This window comes from Streptomyces longisporoflavus (assembly GCF_014649775.1).
Taxonomy (GTDB): domain Bacteria; phylum Actinomycetota; class Actinomycetes; order Streptomycetales; family Streptomycetaceae; genus Streptomyces; species Streptomyces longisporoflavus.
Genome location: NZ_BMTR01000016.1, coordinates 136050 through 157982 on the forward strand (window position 1 = coordinate 136050; position 21933 = coordinate 157982).

Annotated in this window: 16 protein-coding genes and 1 riboswitch; of the genes, 7 read left to right on the forward strand and 9 right to left on the reverse strand. The window is 71.4% G+C overall.

The window, feature by feature from the left end:
- Nucleotides 1-55: 55 nt before the first annotated feature.
- A complete protein-coding gene (locus IE226_RS29655; RefSeq protein WP_190084472.1) occupies nt 56-316 on the reverse strand; it encodes a hypothetical protein in 261 nt (86 codons plus the stop codon).
- Nucleotides 303-1640, reverse strand: a complete 1338-nt coding sequence (locus IE226_RS29660; protein ID WP_190084473.1) for a PspC domain-containing protein — start codon at nt 1638-1640, stop codon at nt 303-305. Before IE226_RS29660 ends, IE226_RS29655 begins: the two co-directional genes overlap by 14 nt.
- Before the next feature lie 184 nt (nt 1641-1824).
- Here IE226_RS29660 and IE226_RS29665 point away from each other — a divergent pair, with 184 nt between their 5' ends.
- Nucleotides 1825-3114 (forward strand): ATP-binding protein, encoded by a 1290-nt coding sequence (locus IE226_RS29665; RefSeq protein ID WP_190084474.1) that lies wholly within the window; start codon nt 1825-1827, stop codon nt 3112-3114.
- Nucleotides 3111-3941, forward strand: a complete 831-nt coding sequence (locus IE226_RS29670) for a LuxR C-terminal-related transcriptional regulator (protein ID WP_308429565.1) — start codon at nt 3111-3113, stop codon at nt 3939-3941. The genes IE226_RS29665 and IE226_RS29670 overlap by 4 nt, the downstream gene beginning before the upstream one ends.
- A 43-nt stretch (nt 3942-3984) precedes the next feature.
- Here IE226_RS29670 and IE226_RS29675 read toward each other — a convergent pair whose 3' ends face one another.
- Both IE226_RS29675 and IE226_RS29680 read right to left on the reverse strand, forming a co-directional pair.
- Nucleotides 3985-4629 carry a hypothetical protein gene (locus tag IE226_RS29675; protein ID WP_190084475.1) on the reverse strand — a complete coding sequence of 215 codons (645 nt, stop codon included), beginning with the start codon at nt 4627-4629 and terminating at the stop codon, nt 3985-3987.
- A gap of 119 nt (nt 4630-4748) precedes the next feature.
- Nucleotides 4749-5801 (reverse strand): C40 family peptidase, encoded by a 1053-nt coding sequence (locus IE226_RS29680; protein ID WP_190084476.1) that lies wholly within the window; start codon nt 5799-5801, stop codon nt 4749-4751.
- 319 nt (nt 5802-6120) lie between these two features.
- Here IE226_RS29680 and IE226_RS29685 point away from each other — a divergent pair, with 319 nt between their 5' ends.
- Nucleotides 6121-6474, forward strand: coding sequence for a hypothetical protein (locus IE226_RS29685; protein ID WP_190084477.1), 354 nt, complete (start codon nt 6121-6123; stop codon nt 6472-6474).
- 96 nt (nt 6475-6570) lie between these two features.
- On the opposite strand, the gene IE226_RS29690 is transcribed toward IE226_RS29685, so the two are convergent.
- The gene (locus IE226_RS29690; RefSeq protein ID WP_190084478.1) at nt 6571-7788 is read right to left on the reverse strand and encodes a C40 family peptidase; all 1218 of its coding nucleotides are present in this window, start codon (nt 7786-7788) and stop codon (nt 6571-6573) included.
- Between the two features lie 8 nt (nt 7789-7796).
- Nucleotides 7797-7953, reverse strand: a riboswitch (cyclic di-AMP (ydaO/yuaA leader).
- 243 nt (nt 7954-8196) lie between these two features.
- On the opposite strand from IE226_RS29690, the gene IE226_RS29695 reads away from it, so the two are divergent.
- On the forward strand, nt 8197-10752 hold the full coding sequence (locus IE226_RS29695) for an ATP-dependent DNA helicase (RefSeq protein WP_190084479.1): 2556 nt from the start codon (nt 8197-8199) through the stop codon (nt 10750-10752).
- Nucleotides 10753-10772: 20 nt separating this feature from the next.
- Here the strand turns inward: IE226_RS29695 and IE226_RS29700 are convergent, their stop codons facing one another.
- Both IE226_RS29700 and IE226_RS29705 read right to left on the reverse strand, forming a co-directional pair.
- Nucleotides 10773-12356: a M23 family metallopeptidase gene (locus IE226_RS29700; RefSeq protein WP_190084480.1), complete on the reverse strand. Its 1584-nt coding sequence runs from the start codon at nt 12354-12356 to the stop codon at nt 10773-10775.
- A 207-nt stretch (nt 12357-12563) separates the two neighbouring features.
- Nucleotides 12564-13418, reverse strand: coding sequence for a lipase family alpha/beta hydrolase (locus tag IE226_RS29705; RefSeq protein WP_190084481.1), 855 nt, complete (start codon nt 13416-13418; stop codon nt 12564-12566).
- Nucleotides 13419-13822: 404 nt separating this feature from the next.
- On the opposite strand from IE226_RS29705, the gene icmB reads away from it, so the two are divergent.
- A complete protein-coding gene (gene icmB, locus IE226_RS29710) occupies nt 13823-14239 on the forward strand; it encodes a coenzyme B12-dependent isobutyryl CoA mutase small subunit (protein ID WP_160506729.1) in 417 nt (138 codons plus the stop codon).
- A gap of 368 nt (nt 14240-14607) precedes the next feature.
- On the opposite strand, the gene IE226_RS29715 is transcribed toward icmB, so the two are convergent.
- Together IE226_RS29715 and IE226_RS29720 are read right to left on the reverse strand one after the other, a co-directional pair.
- Nucleotides 14608-16284 carry a DUF5691 domain-containing protein gene (locus IE226_RS29715; protein ID WP_190084482.1) on the reverse strand — a complete coding sequence of 559 codons (1677 nt, stop codon included), beginning with the start codon at nt 16282-16284 and terminating at the stop codon, nt 14608-14610.
- 326 nt (nt 16285-16610) lie between these two features.
- Nucleotides 16611-17993 (reverse strand): SWIM zinc finger family protein, encoded by a 1383-nt coding sequence (locus IE226_RS29720; protein WP_190084483.1) that lies wholly within the window; start codon nt 17991-17993, stop codon nt 16611-16613.
- 155 nt (nt 17994-18148) lie between these two features.
- Between IE226_RS29720 and IE226_RS29725 the strand changes: the two genes are divergently transcribed.
- Together IE226_RS29725 and IE226_RS29730 are read left to right on the forward strand one after the other, a co-directional pair.
- On the forward strand, nt 18149-19327 hold the full coding sequence (locus tag IE226_RS29725) for an ATP-binding protein (protein ID WP_190084484.1): 1179 nt from the start codon (nt 18149-18151) through the stop codon (nt 19325-19327).
- 81 nt (nt 19328-19408) lie between these two features.
- The gene (locus IE226_RS29730; RefSeq protein WP_190084485.1) at nt 19409-21913 is read left to right on the forward strand and encodes a DUF5682 family protein; all 2505 of its coding nucleotides are present in this window, start codon (nt 19409-19411) and stop codon (nt 21911-21913) included.
- Nucleotides 21914-21933 lie beyond the last annotated feature (20 nt).

Genomic DNA, 21933 nt, shown 5'->3' on the forward strand with positions numbered 1-21933 from the left:
CTCGCCCGATCTGCTGGCCTCGTCTGGGCTGCTGAGCCGGTCCGAGCGCCCCTGGCTAGGCGTCCGGGGTGTCCTCGGCCGAGCGGTCCGCCGCGTGGGTGGTGGACCGGCCGGTGCGAACGACGGGTCGGCCGCGTATGCCGTAGGACACGGCTGCCGCCGCGCCTCCGAGGAGCAGACCCGCGACGAGGAGCGGGAACGCCACGAACCACGGGGTGTCCCAGATGCCGCCCGCGTCGCCCGCGTAGGCGATGGCCGCTATCAGCAGGAACAGGCCCAGGACCAGCTTGCCGGGATGGAATTCATGACGTAGCACGGGTCACCTCCACCTGTCCGATGCCTACCTCGACGCGCACCTCGAGCGTGCCGCCGTCCTTGCTGCCCGCGGGCGGGTCCAGCGTCACCGACTTCTCCTTGCCCGGAGCGATGTCCACGTCTCCCTTGCGGTCGTCCGGCAACTGGATGTCGCCTACGCCCACTTCGATGTGCAGCTTCACCGTGCCCGCCTTCGGCACGATCACCTTCAGCTGCCCCGCTCCCACCTCGGCACCGGTGTTCAGCGTCCGGCCCTTGCCGGGATCGGCGCGGGTGAGGTCGAGTGTGCCGATGCCCGTCCCCAGTTCGTACCGGGGCTCGACCTGTTCCGCCGCGGCCGGCCGCCATTCCGTCTCCGACCAGCTGGTGCTGATGTCCTTGGGCAGCGCGGCCGAGCCGGCAAGGAGTCCGGCCGTGATCACCGCGAGCACGATCGAGCCCACGCCGGTGCGTCCGAGGAAGGCGCTGACAGCGATGCCAAGGCCGAACACGGCGAGCGCGAGGGCGAGGCCGGTCTGCAGGCTGGTGCCGAGCGACTGCTCCTCCCACGTGAGGCCGGTGCCGAGACCGCCGGCGAGCAGGGCTCCCAGGAAGACGAGGCCGCCGATCCAGCGCGGACCGCGCGGCTTGGGCCGCGGGGTGGGCTCGGGTGCCCGCTGCGGTATCCGCCCGTGCGGCGGGTCGGGCTGATAGTGGACGGCCACTCCCTCGGGCCCCCAGAAGTAGCCCGAGATCCCGTCGTACGTGCCGTCCTTGATGATCGGGTCCCGCCACCACGACGGGGCGCCGGCCACCGGCGGTGCCTTCGCCTCGGGCGGGGCGTCCGCGACGGCCTGGGCCGCCACCGGGTCGGGGTCGGTCGTGCCGCGCTGCTGCGACCAGTACCCCGCGCCCGCGAGGAGCAGGGCGAGGACCGCGGCGAAGGTGAGCGCCCCGCCGTTGTTCAGCAAGGAGAGGAAGACGCCGCAGCCGACGAGCGCGAAGAGCACGGCCGTCAGAGCCTGGCCGTCCACCCGGCCGGAGAGGAGCCTGCGCGCCTCGTTCTCCTCCTCGTCGTCGAAGGGGACGAACAGCCACGCGAAGCCGTAGAAGACGAGTCCGAGTCCGCTGGTGACGGAGAGGAGCGCGAGCCCGATCCGGAAGATGACCGGGTCCATGTCACAGTGCTGGCCGAGCCCCGCGCACACACCGCCCAGCTTTTTGTGCCGCCGGTCGCGGCGGAAGGCCCGCACGAACCACGGCCCGCCCGGCTCCTGCGCCGTGGCGTCGAAGGAATCGCGCGGCGCGGCCTGCGGGCCCGTCCCGGCGGGCTGCTCGTCTGTCATGTGTCCATGGTGACGGGCGGGGGGCCGCCGCGGCAGTCGGGACAACCCTGGACGAACCCTGAGATCGTCCCTGAGACGCCCCTGCCCCGACTGCCGCGTCCCGGCCGTCGGGGTCGGAGATCAGGGACGTCTCGGGGGTCGACCCTGATGCCCGCGCTCGCGTACGCGTGTGAATATCGGTGGCATGCCGGAAGCCGCAGCAGTATCCATCGAAGACGAGCGGCCGCTGCGAAAGCTCTATCGCAGCGGCGACGGTCGTTGGCTCGGCGGTGTCGCTCGCGGCCTCGCCGGTCATCTCGGTCTTCCCGTCATCTGGGTGCGGCTGATCTTCGCCGGACTGTTCATGGCGGACGGGCTCGGCGCGCTGCTGTACGCGGCGTTCTGGTTCTTCGTGCCGCTGGGCGTCGGCGGTGTCGACGCGATGCGCCCGCCCTCGGCCGTCACCGCCGAGACGGCACCCGACGGACGCCGCAGACTCGTGGCCCGCAAGCCGGACAAGGGCCAGCTCGTCGCGCTGCTCGCCATGGTCGTCGTCGCCATGGTCTTCGTCGGTAACGTCGATCTGGGCAGCTCGACCAAGGCCTATCTCTGGCCGACGCTGCTCGTCGCAGCCGGTGTCGCCCTGGTCTGGCGGCAGGCGGACAACGCCCGCCGGGCCCGCTGGATGGCCGTCGGCCGCCGCAGGCGCACCCTGACCATCGCCCGCGCGGCGGCCGGGGTGCTGCTCGTCGGCGCCGGGGTCAGCGGCATAGTCGTGCTGCAGGGCTCCACCTCGCATCTCAGCTCCGTGCTGCAGGCCGCGCTCGCCGTGCTCGTCGGCGTCGCGCTGCTCGCCGGCCCCTATCTCGTGCGCATGATGCAGGACCTCTCCGAGGAGCGGCTGATGCGCATCCGTGCCCAGGAGCGGGCGGAGGTCGCCGCCCATGTGCACGACTCGGTCCTGCACACCCTGACCCTGATCCAGCGCAACGCCGAGAATGCGGGAGAGGTGCGCCGCCTGGCCCGCGCCCAGGAGCGCGACCTGCGGCAATGGCTCTACAAACCACAGGGCACGGGCAAGGACGAGGCGGACGAGCCCGACACCCTCGCCGAAGCGGTCAGGCGCAACGCCGCGGAGGTGGAGGACAAGCACGGTGTCCCCATCGAGGTCGTCATAGTCGGGGACTGCCCGCTCGACGACCGGCTCACCGCACAGACGCAGGCCGCGCGGGAAGCAATGGTGAACGCCGCCAAGTACGGTGGCGAGGGCGGTGCGGTGCAGGTCTTCGCCGAAGTCGAAGGAGAGACGGTGTTCGTGTCCGTCCGGGACCGCGGCCCCGGCTTCGATCTGGATTCCGTGCCGGACGACCGCATGGGCGTACGAGAATCGATCATCGGCCGTATGCAGCGCAACGGCGGCACGGCGCGGCTGCGCGCGGTGCCGGGGGGCGGCACGGAAGTCGAGCTGGAGATGGAGAGGACGGCGACGACATGAGCGACGCGAGCGGGCCCATGGGGACCAGGGGTGGAACAGAGGGTGCGGGCGAGTCGGCTCGGCCCGCCGAAGCGACGGCCGACGCGTCCGAAGCGATCGATGGCGACGCGCCCGAAGCGACCGGTGCCGCCGCGACCGGTGCCGCCGCGGGCGGTGCCCCGGAAGGCCGCCGCGCACGCGTCGTCCTCGTCGACGATCACCGGATGTTCCGCACGGGCGTCCAGGCCGAGATCGGCAGGACCGCGATCACCGGAGTCGAGGTCGTCGGCGAGGCCGCGGACGTCGACCAGGCGGTCACGGTCATCACGACGACGCGCCCCGAGGTCGTCCTCCTCGACGTGCACCTTCCGGGCGGCGGCGGTGTCGAAGTGCTGCGCCGCTGCGCGCCGTTGATGTCCGATGCCGAGAGTCCCGTGCGGTTCCTGGCGCTCTCCGTCTCGGACGCCGCCGAGGACGTCATCGGAGTCATCCGGGGCGGGGCCCGCGGCTATGTCACCAAGACGATCACCGGTACGGACCTGGTCGACTCCATCTTCCGCGTGCAGGACGGCGACGCGGTCTTCTCGCCCCGCCTCGCCGGGTTCGTCCTCGACGCCTTCGCGTCGACGGACGCGCCGCCGGTCGACGAGGACCTGGACCGCCTCACGCAGCGCGAGCGCGAGGTCCTCCGGCTCATCGCCCGTGGATACGCGTACAAGGAGATCGCCAAGCAGCTCTTCATCTCCGTGAAGACGGTCGAGTCGCATGTGTCGGCGGTGCTGAGGAAGCTTCAGCTGTCCAACCGTCACGAGCTGACGCGGTGGGCGACCGCGCGGCGGCTGGTCTGACGGGCCGAACCGGCCACGTCCGCGGTGTGGGACCGGGCCGGGGTCAGCGGGGCGCGCCGTCCACGGCAGGGGCGGGGACAGGGCCCAGCCTCCGTATCGCCCAGCGGTAGTGGACCACCGCCTTGGTGACGCCTATGAGGCCCGCCAGCCACAGGATGAGGCCCGTGCCCATGCCGAGCACGACGTCGCTGTAGGAGTCCCGGCCCGGCTCGGCGTAGGCGGCGGCAGCGAAGGACGCCCACAGGCCGAGCGCACACCCGAGGAGGGACGTCAGGAGCCAGCAGAGGCTGAGGCCGGGGGAGCGCAGAGCGGAGTCCGACGCGGGGTGGCTGTCCAGCGCCAGCCAGCTGTCGGTGAGTTCGCGGGCCTTCCGGCCGCTGCGGATGCCCACGACGACGCCGAACACCGAGGGAGCGAGGGCCCCCAGGCCCAGGATCGTGCAGAGGGGGCCCATGAAGAACGCCGTCGGGTCGTGGTCCTCGATCATCTCCAACGGCACCGTCAGGAGGGCCCAGCCGATGACGCAGCCGAGTGCGAACAGCCAGAGCAGCAGGATTCGGTGTATCCCGAGGCTTCGCCTGCGCAGCTCTTCGAGCGCCATGCCCCGGTCGTGCAGCAGCGCGTTCCGGTCCGGCCAGGTGCGCAGGTAGGCAGGCGGCGGAGGCGGAGGCAGCGTACGGCGGGGCATGGCCCTGACAGTACTCGCGCGCTCGCGGCCCTCCGCGCGCCACCCGTACGGTCCTCACGCCGCCGTCCGGGCCTCACCACGCCACCCGCGCGGGCCTCACCACGCCACCCGCGTGGACCTCACGCCACCCGCGCGGCCCCCGCGAACGGCATCTGGCTGATCGGGGCGAGGCGCACCGGCGCGCTCGGGTTCGGGGCGTGGATCATCTGGCCGTTGCCCACGTAGAGCCCGACGTGGCTGATGCCCTGGTAGAAGAAGACCAGGTCTCCGGGCCGCAGTTGAGAGCGCGGGACGCGTTGGCCCGCGGCGATCTGCGCGTACGTCGTGCGCGGCAGGTCCACCCCCGCGGACCTGTAGGCGGCCTGGGTGAGCCCCGAGCAGTCGAAGGCGTCCGGGCCGGTGGCGCCCCATACGTACGGGCTGCCGAGCGCCTTGTAGGCGTACGAGACGGCCGCTGAGGCGCGGGCGTTGGGGGCCTTGCCGAGGGCGCCCGGGGAATCCTTGCGGTCGCCGGCGCGGGAGGCCCTGTCCTGCTCGCCGCCACCCGCGAGCTCCGCGCGCTGGTCGCCGGTGAGCTGCGAAAGGAGCTCCTTGGCCGCGGCGAGCTTCCCGGTGACGGTCTTCTTGTGCTTCTTCAGCTCCGCCTGGCGGGACTTGAGGCGCGTGAGCGTGTCGTCGGCCTCGGTGTGCAGCTGGTCCAGCTCCTGGAGCTGCTTTTGTACGCCGGAGACGGCCGAGGCCTGGCGGCTGTCCGCCCGGTCGGCGAGCGCGGCACGTTCGAGGTACTGGTCGGGGTCGGAGGAGAGCGCGAGCTGGACGGCCGGGTCGATGCCGCCGCTGCGGTACTGCGCGGCCGCCAGCGAACCGAGGCCCGCACGCGCCGTGTTGAGCTTCTCCGTCTTGCGAGCCGCTTCGTCACGCAGCTCGCCCAGGGACTTCTCGGCGCTCTCGGACTTCTCCTTGGCGCCGTTGTACTTCTCGGTGGCGACCTCCGCCTCGCGGTAGAGCGCGTCGACCCTGGTCTTGACCTCGGCGGGGCTGAGCCGCGGATCCGCGTGTCCCGTGCCGTCGAAGGCGGTGGCCGTGGCGGCCCCGGCAAGGGCGATGGTGGCGGCGGTACGGGCCGTATGGCCACTGAGCGAGCGCTGTCTGGGCTTGCGGTGCGCTGCCACGAAGGGGGACTCCTTAAGGTTCCGGCGGCAGTCCGCACAGGGGTAGCGGACCGCCGCCGGATTCTCGGCGGTGGTGGCCGACTGCCGCCCCTGGTCCGGACGGCGGTGGGGAGCCGGTCACCTGACGAAGGACGCTAAACCTGGCCGTCACGAGCTGGTGACGGATTGTGCGCTACTGACGGAAGTGTGCCGCCGGTGACCGTATGTGACTGCGTGATCTGCCGGGCCGGGCGCCCTTCACGCAGGTCTGTGACCGATGCGGCGCTTGCTGCCCACCTGCCGACGGAGTGGTGGTATGCCCCGGCTAGGCTCCGGAGCCATGGACGTTCTCACCCATCTCTTCGTCGGCCTGCACATCATCGGCATCGCCTCCCTCCTGGGCGGCTTCCTCACCCAGATGAAGCAGATGGGTCAGGGGACGGCCCGCTTCAACCCGGCAATGCTGCACGGTGCGCTGACGATGCTCGTCACGGGCGTCATCCTGGTGGGCCTCAACCAGGCGGACGACAATCCCGTCAACAACCTCAAGATCGGCATCAAGATGGCCGTGCTGATCGTGATCCTCGCGCTGGTCTACGTGAAGCGGGACGAGGAAAAGGTGGACAAGGGGATGTTCGGCGCCGTCGGGCTGCTGACCGTCGTGAACATCTTCATCGCGGTGCTGTGGACCTGACCGACGCTGACTGACCCGATGCTCATGAAAGTGGCCTTCCACGCGCGCGTGGAAGGCCACTTTCATAAGGTGTGTGAGGTGTGTGAGGTGTGACGGCTACGCGGGCCGCACCACGCTGTGGATCGGCATGTAGTAGATCGACTCGGTGCGGACGTTCGCGCCCGGCTTCGGGGCGTGGATCATCTTGCCGTCGCCGACGTAGATCCCGACGTGGCTGATGTCGTCGTAGAAGAAGACCAGGTCGCCCGGCTTGGCGTCGGCTGTCTTCACGGTCGTGCCGACCTTCACCTGGTCCCACGTCGTACGCGGCAGGGAGATCCCCGCGGCCTTCCACGCGTCCTGGGTGAGCCCGGAGCAGTCGTAGGAGTCGGGGCCGGTGGCGCCCCACACGTACGGCTTGCCGATCTGCGCCTCGGCGAAATTGATGACCTTCGCGGCCTTCGTCGCGTAACTGCTGTCCGTGTCGCCGGAGCCGGAGCCGGAACCTGTGTCGGTGCCCGTGCCGGAACCGGTGTCGGAGCCCGAGTCGGGGGTCTCGTCGTTCCCGTCGTTCTCCTCGCGCTCCTTGGCCGCGGCCTCTTCCGCGGCCTTGCGCTTGGCCTCCGCCTCGGCTTCCTGCTTGCGGGCCAGCTCGGCCGCCTTGCGCTTGGCCGCCTCTTCCTTCTTCTTCTCGATCGCCGCGAGCCGGGCCTTCTCCTCGGCCGTCAGCTCGGAGAGCAGCGTGCGCGCCTGGCCCAGCTTCTTCTGGACGGTCTGCTTGCTCGTCTTGAGGTCGTCCCGCGAGTCGCTCAGCGTCTGAAGGCTCTTGGCGGCCTTCGCGCGCTGCTTCGTCGCGGCGGCTTGCTTCGTCTGGTAGTCGTCGACCGCCTTCTTCTGGCGCGCGGTCAGCCGGTCCGACAGGTGGTTCTGGTCGAAGTACCCCTGCGGGTCGTCGGCGAGCATCATCGTGGCGGTCTCGGAGACGGCGCCGGTGCGGTACTGCGCCGCGGCGAAGGAGCCCAGCTCCTGGCGGGCCTCGTTCAGCTTGTCGGTGCGCTCGGCCACGTCGTCGAGAAGGGTATCGACCTTTTTGCGCTGTTTGTCGGTGCGCTCCTTGGCCGAGTTGTACTTCTGTGTGGCCACGCCCGCCTGGTGGTAGAAGTCGTCGACCTTCTTCTGCACCTCTTCGAGGCTGGGCTTCTGCGGCGCGGACGGAGCCGCCTGCGCGCTCTGTGACAGCAGGGCCACGGAGGTGAGGGCCGCCGTCGTGATGCCGAGGGCGGGGGTGGCGCGTAGGGCGGCAATGCGGGTCCGCGGCTTGCGGTGCGACGCCAAGGGAGGCGACTCCTTCCGTAGACCGCCTACCGGGTTAGCTGTCGGGTTCGGGCGGGTGGTTCCGGAAGGTTGCCCTACAGTCCCGTACTGCGTACGGGACCGATTCACCCCAAGTTCATGGTGGGTCCCCGGCTCCGAGGAGATCGAACTCGGCGGAGGCCGCCCGTTCCCGGCGGGGTTCGCCGGTGGGAGTACGAGCAGCCCGCGCAGCACGCTAGCCAACTCGTGTGGTCCGTGTGAAGGTTGATGTTCGATATGCCCGATACATTTTCGTTACTTTACGAAGCTCTTGACGCGGGCACGCCGTGCTGAAGCGGAGAGTGACCGTCCGCGGGCAGCGCGTAGACGGAGTGACGTGGCCGGAACCCGGATCGGGTTGTCAGTGGGGCCGCCTAGACTCGGGAGGCGATGAGCAGCCTCTTTGATGACAGCTTCCTGGCGGACCTCAAGCCCTCGCGGGCTTCGGAGGAGGAGCCCCCGCCGCCGCCCGAGGACAGCGCTCCGGAGTCCATTCCGGATGACCTGTTCGACGGGAAGTTCGACGCGCCCGCACCGCGGGACGCGCACTACCGCGACGGCGCCCCGCGCCCCGTGATCGACCCGGCGGCCCTCCTCGACGGCCTCAACGAGAACCAGCGCGCGGCCGTCGTGCACGCGGACTCCCCGCTGCTCATCGTCGCGGGCGCGGGCTCCGGCAAGACCCGGGTCCTCACGCACCGCATCGCGTATCTCCTGGCCGAGCGGCACGTGCACCCGGGGCAGATCCTGGCGATCACGTTCACGAACAAGGCCGCGGGCGAGATGAAGGAGCGCGTCGAGCAGCTCGTCGGGCCGCGGGCCAACGCGATGTGGGTGTCGACCTTCCACAGCGCGTGCGTCCGTATCCTGCGCCGCGAGTCGAAGAAGCTGGGCTTCACGTCCTCCTTCTCGATCTACGACGCCGCGGACTCCAAGCGCCTGATGGCGCTGGTCTGCCGTGATCTTGACATCGACCCGAAGAAGTTCCCGCCGAAGTCCTTCAGCGCCAAGATCTCGAACCTGAAGAACGAGCTGATCGACGAGGAGACCTTCGCAGGTCAGGCCGCCGACGGCTTCGAGAAGACGCTCGCCCAGGCGTACGCGATGTACCAGTCGCGGCTGCGCGAGGCGAACGCCCTCGACTTCGACGACCTGATCATGACGACGGTCCACATGTTCCGCGCGTTCCCGGACGTCGCCGAGCACTACCGCCGCCGCTTCCGCCACGTGATGGTCGACGAATACCAGGACACCAACCACGCTCAGTACGCCCTGGTGCGTGAGCTGGTCGGCCCCTCCGGGGGCGAAGGGGACGACCCTGCCGAACTGTGTGTCGTGGGTGACGCGGACCAGTCGATCTACGCCTTCCGCGGCGCCACGATCCGCAACATCCTCCAGTTCGAGGAGGACTACCCGGATGCGACCACGATCCTCCTCGAGCAGAACTACCGCTCCACGCAGACGATCCTGACCGCCGCCAACGCCGTCATCGAGCGCAACGAAAGCCGCCGCCCGAAGAACCTGTGGACCAACGCGGGCGCGGGCGCGGGCATCATCGGCTATGTCGCGGACACCGAGCACGACGAGGCGCAGTTCGTCGCCGACGAGATCGACCGGCTCACCGACGCGGGCGACGCGAAGGCCGGCGACGTCGCGATCTTCTACCGGACGAACGCGCAGTCACGTGTCTTCGAAGAGATCTTCATCCGCGTCGGCCTGCCCTACAAGGTGGTCGGCGGCGTCCGCTTCTACGAGCGCAAAGAGGTCCGGGACGTCCTCGCCTACCTGCGCGTGCTCGCCAACCCGGAGGACTCCGTCCCGCTGCGGCGCATTCTGAACGTACCCAAGAGGGGCATCGGCGACCGCGCGGAGGCGATGATCGACGCGCTCTCGCAGCGCGAGAAGATCTCCTTCCCGCAGGCCCTGAAGCGCGTCGACGAGGCGTACGGAATGGCGGCCCGTTCGGTGAACGCCGTCAAGCGGTTCAACGTGCTGATGGAGGAGCTGCGGACCATCGTCGAGTCCGGCGCCGGCCCTGCCGTCGTCCTGGAGGCCGTGCTCGAACGGACCGGGTATCTAGCCGAACTGCAGGCCTCGACCGACCCGCAGGACGAGACGCGCATCGAGAACCTCCAGGAACTCGCCGCCGTGGCCCTGGAGTTCGAGCAGGACAACGGAGCAGGCGGTGAAGTCGGCGAAACCGGCGAAACCGGGGAATCCGGTGAAGCAGGCGAAGGGGCGGCCGAGGGCGGAGAGGACGCGGGCGAGGGCACGGAAACGGCCGGCGCTTCGGGCACGCTCTCCGAGTTCCTGGAGCGGGTCGCGCTCGTCGCCGACTCGGACCAGATCCCCGACGAGGAGGACGACGGCTCCGGCGTCATCACACTGATGACGCTGCACACCGCCAAGGGCCTGGAGTTCCCGGTCGTGTTCCTGACCGGCATGGAGGACGGCGTCTTCCCGCACATGCGCTCCCTCGGCCAGGTCAAGGAGCTCGAGGAAGAGCGCCGCCTCGCGTACGTGGGCATCACGCGCGCGCGGGAGCGGCTGTATCTGACGCGGTCCTCGATGCGCAGCGCCTGGGGACAGCCTTCGTACAACCCGCCGTCGCGCTTCCTGGAGGAGATCCCGGAGACGCACCTGGACTGGAAGCGGACGGGCTCCGTCGGCGCCCCCGCCTCCTCCGGGCCCGCGGCGGGAATCGTCTCCTCCTTGTCGTCGTCGCGCTCGCGCACCGGGGGCGCGCAGGCCTTCGCCACGCGCCGCGCATCGGAGAAGCCGGTGGTCGCGCTGGCGGTGGGGGACCGGGTCACGCACGACCAGTTCGGTCTCGGGACCGTGGTCGGGGTGAAGGGCACGGGCGCGAACGCCGAGGCGACAGTGGACTTCGGAGAGCCGAAGCCGAAGCGGCTGCTGCTGCGGTACGCGCCGGTGGAGAAGCTGTAAAGCGCGGCGGCGGCCGGGAGTTACGTCGGGTCGAGGCCGTGGCTGCGCAGCCACGGCATCGGGTCGATCGCCGAGCCGCCGCCGGGGCGCACCTCGAAGTGCAGGTGCGGGCCGGTGGAGTTGCCGGAGTTTCCGGAGAAGGCGATGGGGTCGCCCGCCTTGACCGGGCCGCTGGAGACCTTGTGCGTGGAGAGGTGGCAGTACCACGTCTCCGTGCCGTCCTTGGCGGTTACGATCGCCATGTTTCCGTAGGCGCTGTTCCACTTCGTGGAGACGGTGCCGTCGGTGGCGGCGAGGACCTCGGTGCCGTACGACACAGGGAAGTCGATGCCGGAGTGCGCGGACATCCAGTTGATGCCGGCTTGTCCGTAGTAGGCGCTCAGACCGTGCTGTTTCACCGGCAGCGCGAACTTGGGACGCAGGCGCTCCTTGCGCGCCGCTTCCTCGGCGGCCTTCTTCTGGGCGGCGACCTTCTCCGCCTTGAGGTCGATGCGCTCCTGGGTGCGGCTCGCGCGGTCGGCGAAGTCACCGGCGTCCGCGGAGAGGTTGGCCAGCTGCGTGTCGAGCTTGTTGTTCGCGGCGGAGGGCTGCACGGTCGCGGGGTCCGGGGCCGTGGCCGCCTGCGCCTCCTTCTCGTCGCCGCCGAAGTCGCCCACGGAGGCGGCGGCGATACCCGCGACGCCCATCACACAGGCGGAGGGCACGGCGACGGTGAAGAGCGCGGAGCGCTTGGCGGGCGAGCGGCGGCGGGACCGCGAACGGGGTGCGTGGGAGCGGTCCATGACCGGCAACACGTCATCACCGGCGGCGTCGGTGCTGATCGGCTCGACCGGGCCGAGTGAATCGGCGGGAGCCTCGTCGGGCGTGAACTCGTGCTCGGCAGGAGCGGGTTGGGCGTACGCCTCGGGCGTTTGTTCTCCCGGTTCCCCCACGGGGTACGACTCGGAGGCGTAGGACCCGGTTTCGTAAGGCGAATGCTCGTACGTTTCAGCAGTCTCGTACGTGTCCGGCGCTTCGGGCGTGTCCTGCGCTCCAAAGGCCGCGGTGGCCTCGGCGCCGTACGTCATGTCCTGGCCGCCCGAGTTCCACGCGGTCGCGTCGTACGCCCCCGTGTCGAAGGCCGTGGTCTCCCACTGGCCGGTCTGCTGCGGCTGGGTCCATGCGGTGGCGTCCCACTGGCCGCTCGCTTCGGGGCCGGCCTGGGCCGGGATTTCGGCGGAGAGGTGCTGATGGCCGCCGGTGGACCACATCGCCGTGGTGTCGTATCCGCCGGTCTCGTACCCGCCGGTGTCGTATGCGGCTTGGTGCTGCGCGGCGTAGGGGTCGTAGTTCAGCGTCTGCTGCGTCCCCGTTGTGGCCCACTGGCCGGTGTCGTACGAACTGCCGGGCATGTCGCCGAAGAGCGGGTCGGTCGCGAAGCTTCCGGTGTCGGGGCCGGCCGTCGCATAGCTGCCCGTGGTGTCGAAGCTTCCGGTGGAGAAACCGTCGTAATCGGCATAGGTGCCGTGCGCGGCGCTCTGCTGGTCATACGCCGCGTAGGGCGCATGGTCGGCGGGTGCCGAGGCCGGGGGTGTCGAGCTCCCCGACGGGTGACGGTCGTTCACCAACTTCTCTTTCGCCTCGGCAGCAGGGGGCAGAGCAGTGCGGCGACTGTACCCGGCGGTATGCGGGCGCGACAATCTTCGTCTGGTTTCACGCTCTCAGGAAACGGGCATTCGGCCGTCTTTCGGCGGACTGCGGGCACAGCTTTGGCCCTGCGTTCGAGTTCCGTTCGACAAATTCCCTGTTCCGCGAGGTGCCGGAACCGTTCCTCAGGCCACGGTCAGTCCGTTCTCGGCACCTGTCGCAGGGGTCTCCGGAGCCGGCAGATCGAGGGCCCGGCGGATTCCGGAGGCGACCGCGGGGTGCACGGGCAGGGCGAGATGACCGATACCGGAGACACGTACGTTCTGTGCGATCAGATCGGGGTGGTTGACGCAGGCCGTCTCCAGTGGAGCCATCAGCTGGTCCAGATCGCTCCAGAAGCTCACGAAACGCGTCCGGCAGTCCGGCGCGGGCTCGCGCAGCTCCTCGATCACGTCCGAGCCGGGGCGCATCTGGCGCACGATCGGATGCGCGTCGGCCAGCGGCACGACCCGCGTTCCCTCATGTGGGGTACCGAGGGTGACCAGCGTGCGCACGCGTGCGTCGCCGCCGAGGCGCTGTGCGTAATAGCGGGCTATCAGGCCGCCGAGGCTGTGCCCAACGATGTCCACCTGCTGGTGGCCCGTGCGCTCGCAGATCTCCTCTATGTGGCGGCCGAGCAGCTCGGCCGCGGTGCGGATGTCGCACGTGAGGGGCGAGTAGTTGAGGGATTCCACATGCTGGCCGCCGTGCTGGGCCAGGGAGCGGCGCAGCAGGACGAATACCGAGCGGTTGTCGATGAAGCCGTGCAGCAGGACGACCGGCGGGCGGCTCTCCCCAGGGAGCCGGGGGGCGTCGGGCGGCGGCAGTTCGGCGGCGATCCTGCGTTCCTGGACGATGCCCGACGGGTAGAGAAGCAGGTGGCCGGCGAGGATCGCCACCTCGAGTGCGGTCGCTTTCAGCAGAGCCATCGAGAGTCCCGCCAGTCTGGCGGGCAGGAGAAGGCAGGGCGGACGAAAGGGCAGGACCCTCGTGATGGTCATGGTCGACCTCCCGGTCGGCACGCGAGAGGACGGCTCTGTCCCCCGTGTGCCCGTAGTGGGGAGGCGTGGCAGAGGCCATACGGCGGTGCGTGGTCAGCGCCGGTGGCGCCCTGCTTACCGGCGCGATCGCCGATGCGCCGCATCACCACGGCGCGCAGCGGACGGCGCGGTGGCACGGCGACCTCGTTGCGGCTCCCCTTGCGCCGTCCCGGAGGCGGTCCCAGGACCGCTGAATACGGGAGTGGCGCGCAGCGAACGTGTCCCATCGTGTGATTTCCCCCTCGCTCCACACCGTGAAACTGCCGGGTGCGAGATGCTGGGGATAACGTTCGTTCACTTCCCCGGCCGGTGCGGCACGGGATGCCAGTGCTCGGACAGAGGGATATCGGTACATGGAGGCAGTGATGGGTGTGGCAGCCGGTCCGATCCGCGTCGTGGTGGCCAAGCCGGGTCTCGACGGTCATGATCGCGGGGCCAAGGTGATCGCGAGGGCACTGCGTGACGCGGGCATGGAGGTCATCTACACCGGCCTGCATCAGACGCCCGAGCAGGTGGTGGACACCGCGATCCAGGAGGACGCCGACGCGATCGGTCTGTCCATCCTCTCCGGTGCCCACAACACGCTTTTCGCGCGCGTGATCGAACTTCTCAAGGAGCGCGACGCGGAGGACATCAAGGTCTTCGGCGGCGGCATCATCCCCGAGGCGGACATCGCGCCGCTCAAGGAGAAGGGCGTCGCGGAGATCTTCACTCCGGGGGCGACGACGGCGTCGATCGTGGACTGGGTACGCGCGAACGTCCGTCAGCCGGCCGGCGCCTGACGCACTCCGCCCGGTGGAGGGGGCGCCGGCCTTCTCCGGTTTCCGGGTGGCGGTGACGCCGTCGGCCTGCCCTGGCTTCGGGGCCATGCCGCCTTGCGGGACAAGCGGGACAAGCGGGCCATGCGGGCTTCGTGCTGCGGGGCCGCCCGCCCGGCCTCGCTCATGCGCACGGGTGTGTCGCCGGGCCCTTGCCGTGGCGGGAGCGCCGGCATGCGGGCTTTCGGCGGCGCGGGCGGCTGGTCGGCTCTGCTCCATGGTGGTTGCGGCCGGCGGCCCTTGCCGCTGGGGTCGGGGGCCCGGACGCCCTCGCTCCGTGGCGCAGGCGCCGGTGGGGGCGGTCATGTGCCGCCGCTTCTCAAGAGGGCTGCCTAAGATGACGGCACCTCCCGGCCTTCCGGCGGCGAGTCCGGTCGCCCCGGCTCCGCGCTCAGCTCCGCCCTCATCGCCGCGCGTAGACGCAACGTACTGACCAGCCGCTGGAACGCCTCCGACCAGTACCCGCCCGCGCCCGGAGACGCATCCTCCGGTTCGTCCGGTATCGCGGTCAGTACGTCGAGACGGACCGCCTCCGCCGGGTCCAGGCAGCGCTCCGCAAGGCCCATCACGCCGCTGAAGCTCCAGGGGTAACTCCCGGCGTCCCGCGCGATGTTCAGCGCGTCGACCACCGCCCTCCCCAACGGCTCCGACCAGGGCAGCGCGCACACGCCGAGCAGCTGGAACGCCTCCGAGAGGCCGTGCGTCGCGATGAACCCCGCGACCCAGTCGGCTCGCTCCCCCGCGGGCAGTGCGGCGAGGAGCTTCGCGCGCTCGGCGAGCGAGGCCGCGCCGGGCCCCGCCGCATCGGGCGACGAAGGCGCCCCGAGCAGTGCGCGGGACCAGACCGCGTCGCGCTGCCGGACGGCCGCGCGGCACCACGCGGCGTGCAGCTCGCTCTGCCAGTCGTCGGCCACGGGCAGTGCCACGATCTCGGCGGGTGTCCGGCCGCCGAGCCGCTCCGGCCAGGTGCCGAGCGGGGCGGCTTCCACCAGCTGACCCAGCCACCAGGACCGTGCGCCGCGGCCCGCCGGCGGTTTCGTGATGACGCCGTCGCGCTCCATGCCGGCGTCGCACTCGTGCGGCGCCTCGACCGTGAGCGTCGGCATGTTCTTCGTGCCCTGCGCGTGGTCGATGGCCACGCAGGAGCCCGCGCGGTCCGCCATCCGGGCGGCCAGGGCGGACGCGGGGAGCGCCGAGAGGAGCTCGGCCGCCGTGGCGCGGACGTTGCGGCTGCGGTCGGTGAGGGCCTGTTCCAGGAAGGGCTCGTCCGCGTCGCACAGGTGCGTGCGCAAGGAGTCGAGGAACATCAGGCGGTCCTCGGCCCGCTCCGTGCTCCACGTGGCGGCGAGCAGTTCCCGCGCCGCAGCCGGGTCATGGGCCCGCACCGCGCCGAGCAGGGCGACGCGTTCGGCGAAGAGGCCCTCCTCCCACAGCCGTTTGACCTCTGACGTCTCCTCAGGGGCGGGCAGGGCGACCCCGCCGCCCGGAGCGGAGCGGAGTGCGAACTTCCAGTCCGGGTTGAGCCGCGCGAGCCACAGGGCGCGCGGGCCCGCGAAGGCCAAGGCCTGCGGCCGGAGATCGGTGCGCCCCCGGGCCGCGTTCAGGAGGGCCGGCAGCAGCTCGGGCGGCGCCGCGAAGCCACGGTCGTTGGCCAACGCCAGCCACTGGGGCAGCAGTTCCATCAGGTCGGGCACCGCGCCCCGGCGCCCGCCGCTGCCCGAGCCGGGATGATCCGTGAGCAGGGTGGCGAGCCTGCGCCGGGCCGATGGCGGCACCGGGGGCCTGGGGTCGTCCGCGGCGGGCTCGGGAGGTGCCGCGGCGGGCGCGGGGCGCAGTCCGGCTCTGCGCCGGACGGTCTGCACCGCTGCCGCGTCCAGGAGGGCGGTCGGTGCGTCCTTGTCCCCGGTCCGTACGGGAGGTGTGCGGCGGTCGGTGCCGAGGAGCGCGGCGGTGACCAGGTCTTCCCGGGGAGTGACGGTGGCTTCGGTGAGTGCGGTGGTGCCGGTCATGTGGACTCCTCTCTCGGGCGGTTCTCCCGGTTCTCGGGCGAACTCCCGGTTCTCCGACGGCCCCGCCCGTCGGGCGGAACTCTCGGTCTTTCGTATGGATCTGCCGTCCCGGATCTGTCGGAGAGCCTGGATTTGTCGGAGAACCCGGTCTGCCGGAGAACTTGGCTGTGCACGTGTGGCGCTCTGGTGTTGTTGGCGTTGCCAGTGCTTTCAGCGGGCGTTGCGGTGCCGGTGCCGGCACGGTCGTGCCCGCATCGTTGTCCGCAGGCCGGTAGCGGTGGTGGTGATGGTGGTGGTGGCGTCTTGACGGCGGTGAGGCGTGGTGCTCAGCACAGGGGCACCGCCTCTCCCACTCCGCGCGGCCAGGCCGTCAGAGGGGTGAAGCCCTCGTGACCACACTCCCCGAAGACCGTCACGGGAGCGCCTCCGGAGAGTGACACCAGCCGCCACAGGCCCGCTCGAGCCGCCGCGGAAGGGGTGATGGGCAGGGCCGTGCCGCCTTCCGCGTCCACCAGTTGCCAGCTGTCGGACGCGGGGCCCGGGAGCGGGGTCGGTATCACCTCGCCCAGCGTCACCGGCCAGGAATCGAGCCAGGGGTCGTCCCGCAGCCTTTCGCCATAACGGTGCGTGGCCTGTTCCGTCCGTACGCCCTGCGGCCTGGCCGGCGTCGGTGCGGGTGCGCCGAACTGCTCGCCCAGGTCGGCCCGCAGCTGCCCGGCGCCCGGATACGAGGTCAGCTCGGCGTCCAGCGCGAGGCCGACCGGCAGCGCGAGCGCGGGTGCGCGGCCCGCGGCCCCGTACGACAGGAGGAGGGCCGTCCGTCCCGACTCCGCGCCGTACAGCCATATCCGGCGGGTGGTGAGCTTGCTGTCCGCCGTGTCGTACTGCGCGAGCACCAGCCAGTTATCACGCACCGGCTCGCCCGCCGCCGACGTGGGCAGGCCTATGCGGGAGCGGACCGTGGCCGCCAGGGCCTCCGGCAGCTGATCGCGGTGCAACCAGCCCTGGTCGAGGAGGTGGAGGAGCGCGCACTCCTCCAGCATCCGCACCGGCCAACCAGGCCCGGAGGAGGGGATCGCGCCCAACTCCCTGACCCGCGCCGCCAGTCCGGGCGCTTGCGCGTCGACCATGCGGGCCGCCGTCTCCTCCCACAGCCCGTACCCCGTCTGCTCGGCGGACGCCATGCCGCCGCGCATCAGGTCAAAGAGGCGCTGCTCCAGCTCCGTCACCCCCGCCGTGACCCGCTCGGCCCGCCGCTCCGCCCTGTGGCGCGCGGCCTCGGGATCAACGGGCGCCGAACCGGGCGCCGCGTCCGAAGTCCGCTTCGTCTCCGCTCTTTTACGGCGCCCCGCCAGCCACTCCTCCGCCCAGGCCGGCGGCTGACCGTCCGGCACCGCACCGGCCGTCCCGTCCTCGCCCGACCAGAGCAGCAGCAGGCCGAGCGCGTGCTTGCACGGGAATTTGCGGCTCGGGCAACTGCACTTGTACGCCGGTCCCGCGGCGCCGGTGATATCCGCGATGTCGACGACCGTCTGATACGGCTTGCTGCCACTTCCCTTGCACAGTCCCCACACCGTCCCCTCGCCCGAACTGCCCGCCTCCGACCATGGGCCGGCGACGCCGAGTTTGCTTCCCGCCTTGCGTGACGGCGCGTCAGGTGCCAATGCGAGGACCTGATCCGCCGTCCAGCGCGCCCCCTGCTGAGTCATGTAATCGAAGGTAGATCCCGCCACTGACAATCGACCCCGCAGTCGGCGTCTGTGCAGGTCAGCGGCTTGCCGAGGTCGATTGTCAGTGGCGTGGTGCACGGTTGGAATCACATCCGGGCCAGATGCGTCCGGACGAGCTGGAGGGGGATCGCTCCATGACCGTGTCCGTCGACTCGACGACCTCGACGACCGAGAACCAGTCCGCGCCCGTATCCACATCCGCACCCGCGTCCGCAGCCGCGCCCGCGGGAGAGGCGGAGGCGCTGCGGCCGCACGCCGAGCACGCTTTCGCCGCCGAACTGGCCGCCCTCGCCGCGCAGGACGACCGGCCCCGGCCTGCCCGCTGGCGGCTCTCGCCCTGGGCGGTCGCGACGTATCTGCTCGGCGGGACGCTGCCCGACGGGACGGTGATCTCGCCGAAGTACGTGGGACCGCGCCGCATCGTCGAGGTCGCCGTCACCACTCTCGCCACGGACCGCGCCCTGCTCCTGCTCGGCGTGCCGGGCACCGCGAAGACCTGGGTCTCCGAGCATCTGGCGGCTGCCGTCAGCGGGGACTCGACGCTGCTCGTGCAGGGAACCGCGGGGACGCCGGAGGAGGCGATCCGGTACGGCTGGAACTACGCGCAGCTGCTCGCGCACGGCCCCAGCCGCGACGCCCTCGTGCCCAGCCCCGTCATGCGGGCCATGGCCGACGGCATGACGGCGCGGGTCGAGGAGCTGACCCGCATCCCCGCGGACGTGCAGGACACGCTGATCACGATCCTGTCGGAAAAGACCCTCCCCATACCGGAGTTGGGCCAGGAGGTGCAGGCCGTCCGCGGCTTCAACCTGATCGCCACGGCCAACAACCGCGACCGCGGGGTCAACGACCTGTCGAGCGCGCTGCGCCGCCGCTTCAACACGGTGGTCCTGCCGCTGCCCGAGACCGCCGAGGCCGAGGTCGAGATCGTCTCGCGCCGCGTCGACCAGATCGGACGCTCGCTCGACCTGCCGTCCGGGCCCGAGGGGATCGACGAGATCCGCCGTGTCGTCACCGTCTTCCGCGAGCTGCGGGACGGGGTCACGGCCGACGGTCGTACGAAGGTGAAGTCGCCCAGCGGCACCCTTTCGACGGCCGAGGCGATCTCCGTCGTGACCAACGGCCTCGCGCTGGCCGCCCACTTCGGGGACGGCGTGCTGCGCCCCGGCGATGTCGCCGCGGGCATCCTCGGCGCCGTCGTCCGTGATCCGGCGGCGGACCGCGTGATCTGGCAGGAGTACCTGGAGGCGGTGGTCCGTGAGCGGGACGGCTGGAAGGACTTCTACCGCGCGTGCCGTGAGGTGAGTGCGTGACGGGGGCGGGTGTGACGGGCGTGGGCATGGCGGGTGCGGGCGTGACGGTGGCTGGTTCGTGCGAGCACGGGAGGGGCGGACATGAGCGACGAGGTACGGGGGACGACTCGGGCTGGCGCGGGGCCGCTGCTGCTCGGCGTGCGGCACCACGGGCCGGGGTCGGCGCGCGCGGTGCGGGCCGCGCTTGAGGCAGGCCTGCCGCGCGCGGTGCTGATCGAGGGGCCGCCGGAGGCCGACGCGCTGGTGGAGCTCGCGGCGGACGAGGCGATGCGGCCGCCGGTCGCGCTGCTCGCGCATGTGGTGGATGAACCGGGCAGGTCGGCGTTCTGGCCGCTGGCCGAGTTCTCGCCGGAGTGGGTCGCCATCAGGTGGGCGGCGGACGCCGGGGTGCCGGTCCGGTTCATGGACCTTCCTGCGGCGCATTCGCTGGCGCAGCAGGAGACGGAGGACGCCGCGGCGGGGGAGCCGGGCGAGCCCGGAGCCGCGGGGGACGCGGGCGCGGTGCGGATCGACCCCCTCGCGGTGCTCGCGGAAACCGCCGGATACGACGATCCCGAGCGGTGGTGGGAGGACGTCGTCGAACACCGGGGCGGGGGCGAGGACGTGTTCGCGCCGTTCGAGGCACTCGGCGAGGCGATGGCGGCGCTGCGCGAGGAGTACGGCACGGGCGGGCACGACCGTGACCTGGTGCGCGAGGCGTACATGCGGATCCAGGTGCGGGCGGCACAGCGGGAGTTCGGGGCGGACGACGTGGCGGTCGTGTGCGGGGCCTGGCACGTGCCGGCGCTGCGCCGGAAGACGACGGTGGCCGCCGACCGAGCCCTGCTCAAGGGGCTGCCCAAGGCGAAGGTCGACATGACCTGGGTGCCCTGGACGCACCGCCGCCTCTCGCGGGCGAGCGGGTACGGAGCGGGGATCGCGTCGCCCGGTTGGTACGGGCATCTGTTCAGCGCGCCGGACCGCCCCGTCGAGCGCTGGCTGACCAAGGTCGCGCGGCTCCTCCGGGACGAGGACAGGCTCGTGTCGTCCGCGCACGTCATCGAGGCGGTGCGCCTCGCTGACACGCTCGCCGCGATGCGGGGGCGCCCGCTGCCGGGGCTCACCGAGACGACGGACGCGATCCGGGCGGTGATGTGCGAGGGCTCCGACGTGCCGCTCTCCCTGGTGCACGACAAGCTCGTCGTCGGGGACGTCCTCGGGGAGGTGCCGGACTCCGCTCCGGCGGTGCCGTTGCAGCGCGATCTCACGCGGCTCCAGCGAAAGCTGCGGCTCAAACCGGAGGCAGCGGAGCGGGAGTTGGAGCTCGACCTGCGCAAGGAGACGGACGCCGGGCGCAGCCGGCTGCTGCACCGGCTCCGGCTGCTCGGGATCGGCTGGGGCGAGCCGGCCGCGTCGCGGGGGAGTACGGGTACGTTCCGGGAGACCTGGCGGCTGCGGTGGCAGCCGGAGCTTTCCGTGCGGGTGGCGGAGGCGGGCGTGTGGGGGACGACCGTGGTCGCGGCGGCCACCGCGCGGGCGGAGTCCGATGCCATCGGTGCCGGTGCGCTGGCCGATGTCACCGCGCTGGCCGAGCGGTGTCTGCTGGCCGAGCTGCCGGACGCGCTGCCGGTGGTGATGCGGGTCCTGGCGGACCGGGCGGCGCTGGACGCGGACGTCGGGCATCTGGCACAGGCGCTGCCCGCGCTGGTGCGGTCCCTTCGGTACGGGGACGTGCGGGGCACGGACACGGCCGCGCTCGGCGAGGTCGCCGTGGGGCTTGCCGAGCGGGTGTTCGTCGGGCTGCCTCCCGCGTGCGCGGGGCTCGACCAGGACGCGGCGCTCGGGATGCGGGGGCATGTGGACGCGGTGCACCAGGCGGTGGGATTGCTGGGCGATCTGGGCACGGGGAGCGGGGGGAGCGCGGGGAAAGCGGGCAGCGCGGGGGCGTCTTCGGGCGGGGCGGCGGCTCGTGCGGGAGCGGCGGGCTCGGTGGGCGCCGGAATGCGGGACCGGTGGTACTCCGTGCTGAGGGTGCTCGGGGAGCGGGACAGCGTCGCCGGGGTGGTGCGCGGGCGGTGCGTGCGGATCCTGTTGGACGGCGGGGAGTTGGCGGAAGGGGAGGCGGCCCGGTTCATGGGGCTGGCTCTGTCCCGGGGCACCGAACCAGCCGAGGCCGCCGCCTGGATCGAGGGGTTCGTGGGCGGCGGGTCAGGGGGCGGCATGTTGCTCGTGCATGACGAGCGGCTGCTGGGCCTGGTCGACGACTGGCTGAGCGGGGTATCCGACGCCGCCTTCACCGACGTGCTGCCCCTGCTGCGGCGCGCCTTCTCGGCGTACGAACCGGGAGTGCGGCGAACACTGGGCGAGCTGGTGAGGCGTGGTCCGGCTGCAGGGGGCGCGTCCTCGGCGGTCACCGGCGGGATACCGGGCTTCGGAACGGAACTCGACGCCGAGCGCGCGGACGCGGTTCTGCCGGTGCTGGGTCTGTTGCTCGGGGTCGGGGTCGAGGGCGGGGCCGACTCCGGGAGCGGGGCCAGGGCCGGGGTCGGGGCCCGGGCCAGTGACGGCAGAGGTGACGGCAACGAGCTTGTGGGGGTGGGCCGATGAGCGGGGTGACGGGCGGGCTG

What these genes read in the sequence shown, in the direction of transcription:
- IE226_RS29725 (WP_190084484.1), top strand. Translation starts at nt 18,149, where the DNA reads ATGACCGTGTCCGTCGACTCGACGACCTCGACGACCGAGAACCAGTCC.
- icmB (WP_160506729.1), top strand. Translation starts at nt 13,823, where the DNA reads ATGGGTGTGGCAGCCGGTCCGATCCGCGTCGTGGTGGCCAAGCCGGGT.
- IE226_RS29720 (WP_190084483.1), bottom strand. Translation starts at nt 17,993, where the DNA reads ATGACTCAGCAGGGGGCGCGCTGGACGGCGGATCAGGTCCTCGCATTG.
- IE226_RS29665 (WP_190084474.1), top strand. Translation starts at nt 1,825, where the DNA reads ATGCCGGAAGCCGCAGCAGTATCCATCGAAGACGAGCGGCCGCTGCGA.
- IE226_RS29675 (WP_190084475.1), bottom strand. Translation starts at nt 4,629, where the DNA reads ATGCCCCGCCGTACGCTGCCTCCGCCTCCGCCGCCTGCCTACCTGCGC.
- IE226_RS29670 (WP_308429565.1), top strand. Translation starts at nt 3,111, where the DNA reads ATGAGCGACGCGAGCGGGCCCATGGGGACCAGGGGTGGAACAGAGGGT.
- IE226_RS29705 (WP_190084481.1), bottom strand. Translation starts at nt 13,418, where the DNA reads ATGACCATCACGAGGGTCCTGCCCTTTCGTCCGCCCTGCCTTCTCCTG.
- IE226_RS29660 (WP_190084473.1), bottom strand. Translation starts at nt 1,640, where the DNA reads ATGACAGACGAGCAGCCCGCCGGGACGGGCCCGCAGGCCGCGCCGCGC.
- IE226_RS29730 (WP_190084485.1), top strand. Translation starts at nt 19,409, where the DNA reads ATGAGCGACGAGGTACGGGGGACGACTCGGGCTGGCGCGGGGCCGCTG.
- IE226_RS29715 (WP_190084482.1), bottom strand. Translation starts at nt 16,284, where the DNA reads ATGACCGGCACCACCGCACTCACCGAAGCCACCGTCACTCCCCGGGAA.
- IE226_RS29695 (WP_190084479.1), top strand. Translation starts at nt 8,197, where the DNA reads ATGAGCAGCCTCTTTGATGACAGCTTCCTGGCGGACCTCAAGCCCTCG.
- IE226_RS29685 (WP_190084477.1), top strand. Translation starts at nt 6,121, where the DNA reads ATGGACGTTCTCACCCATCTCTTCGTCGGCCTGCACATCATCGGCATC.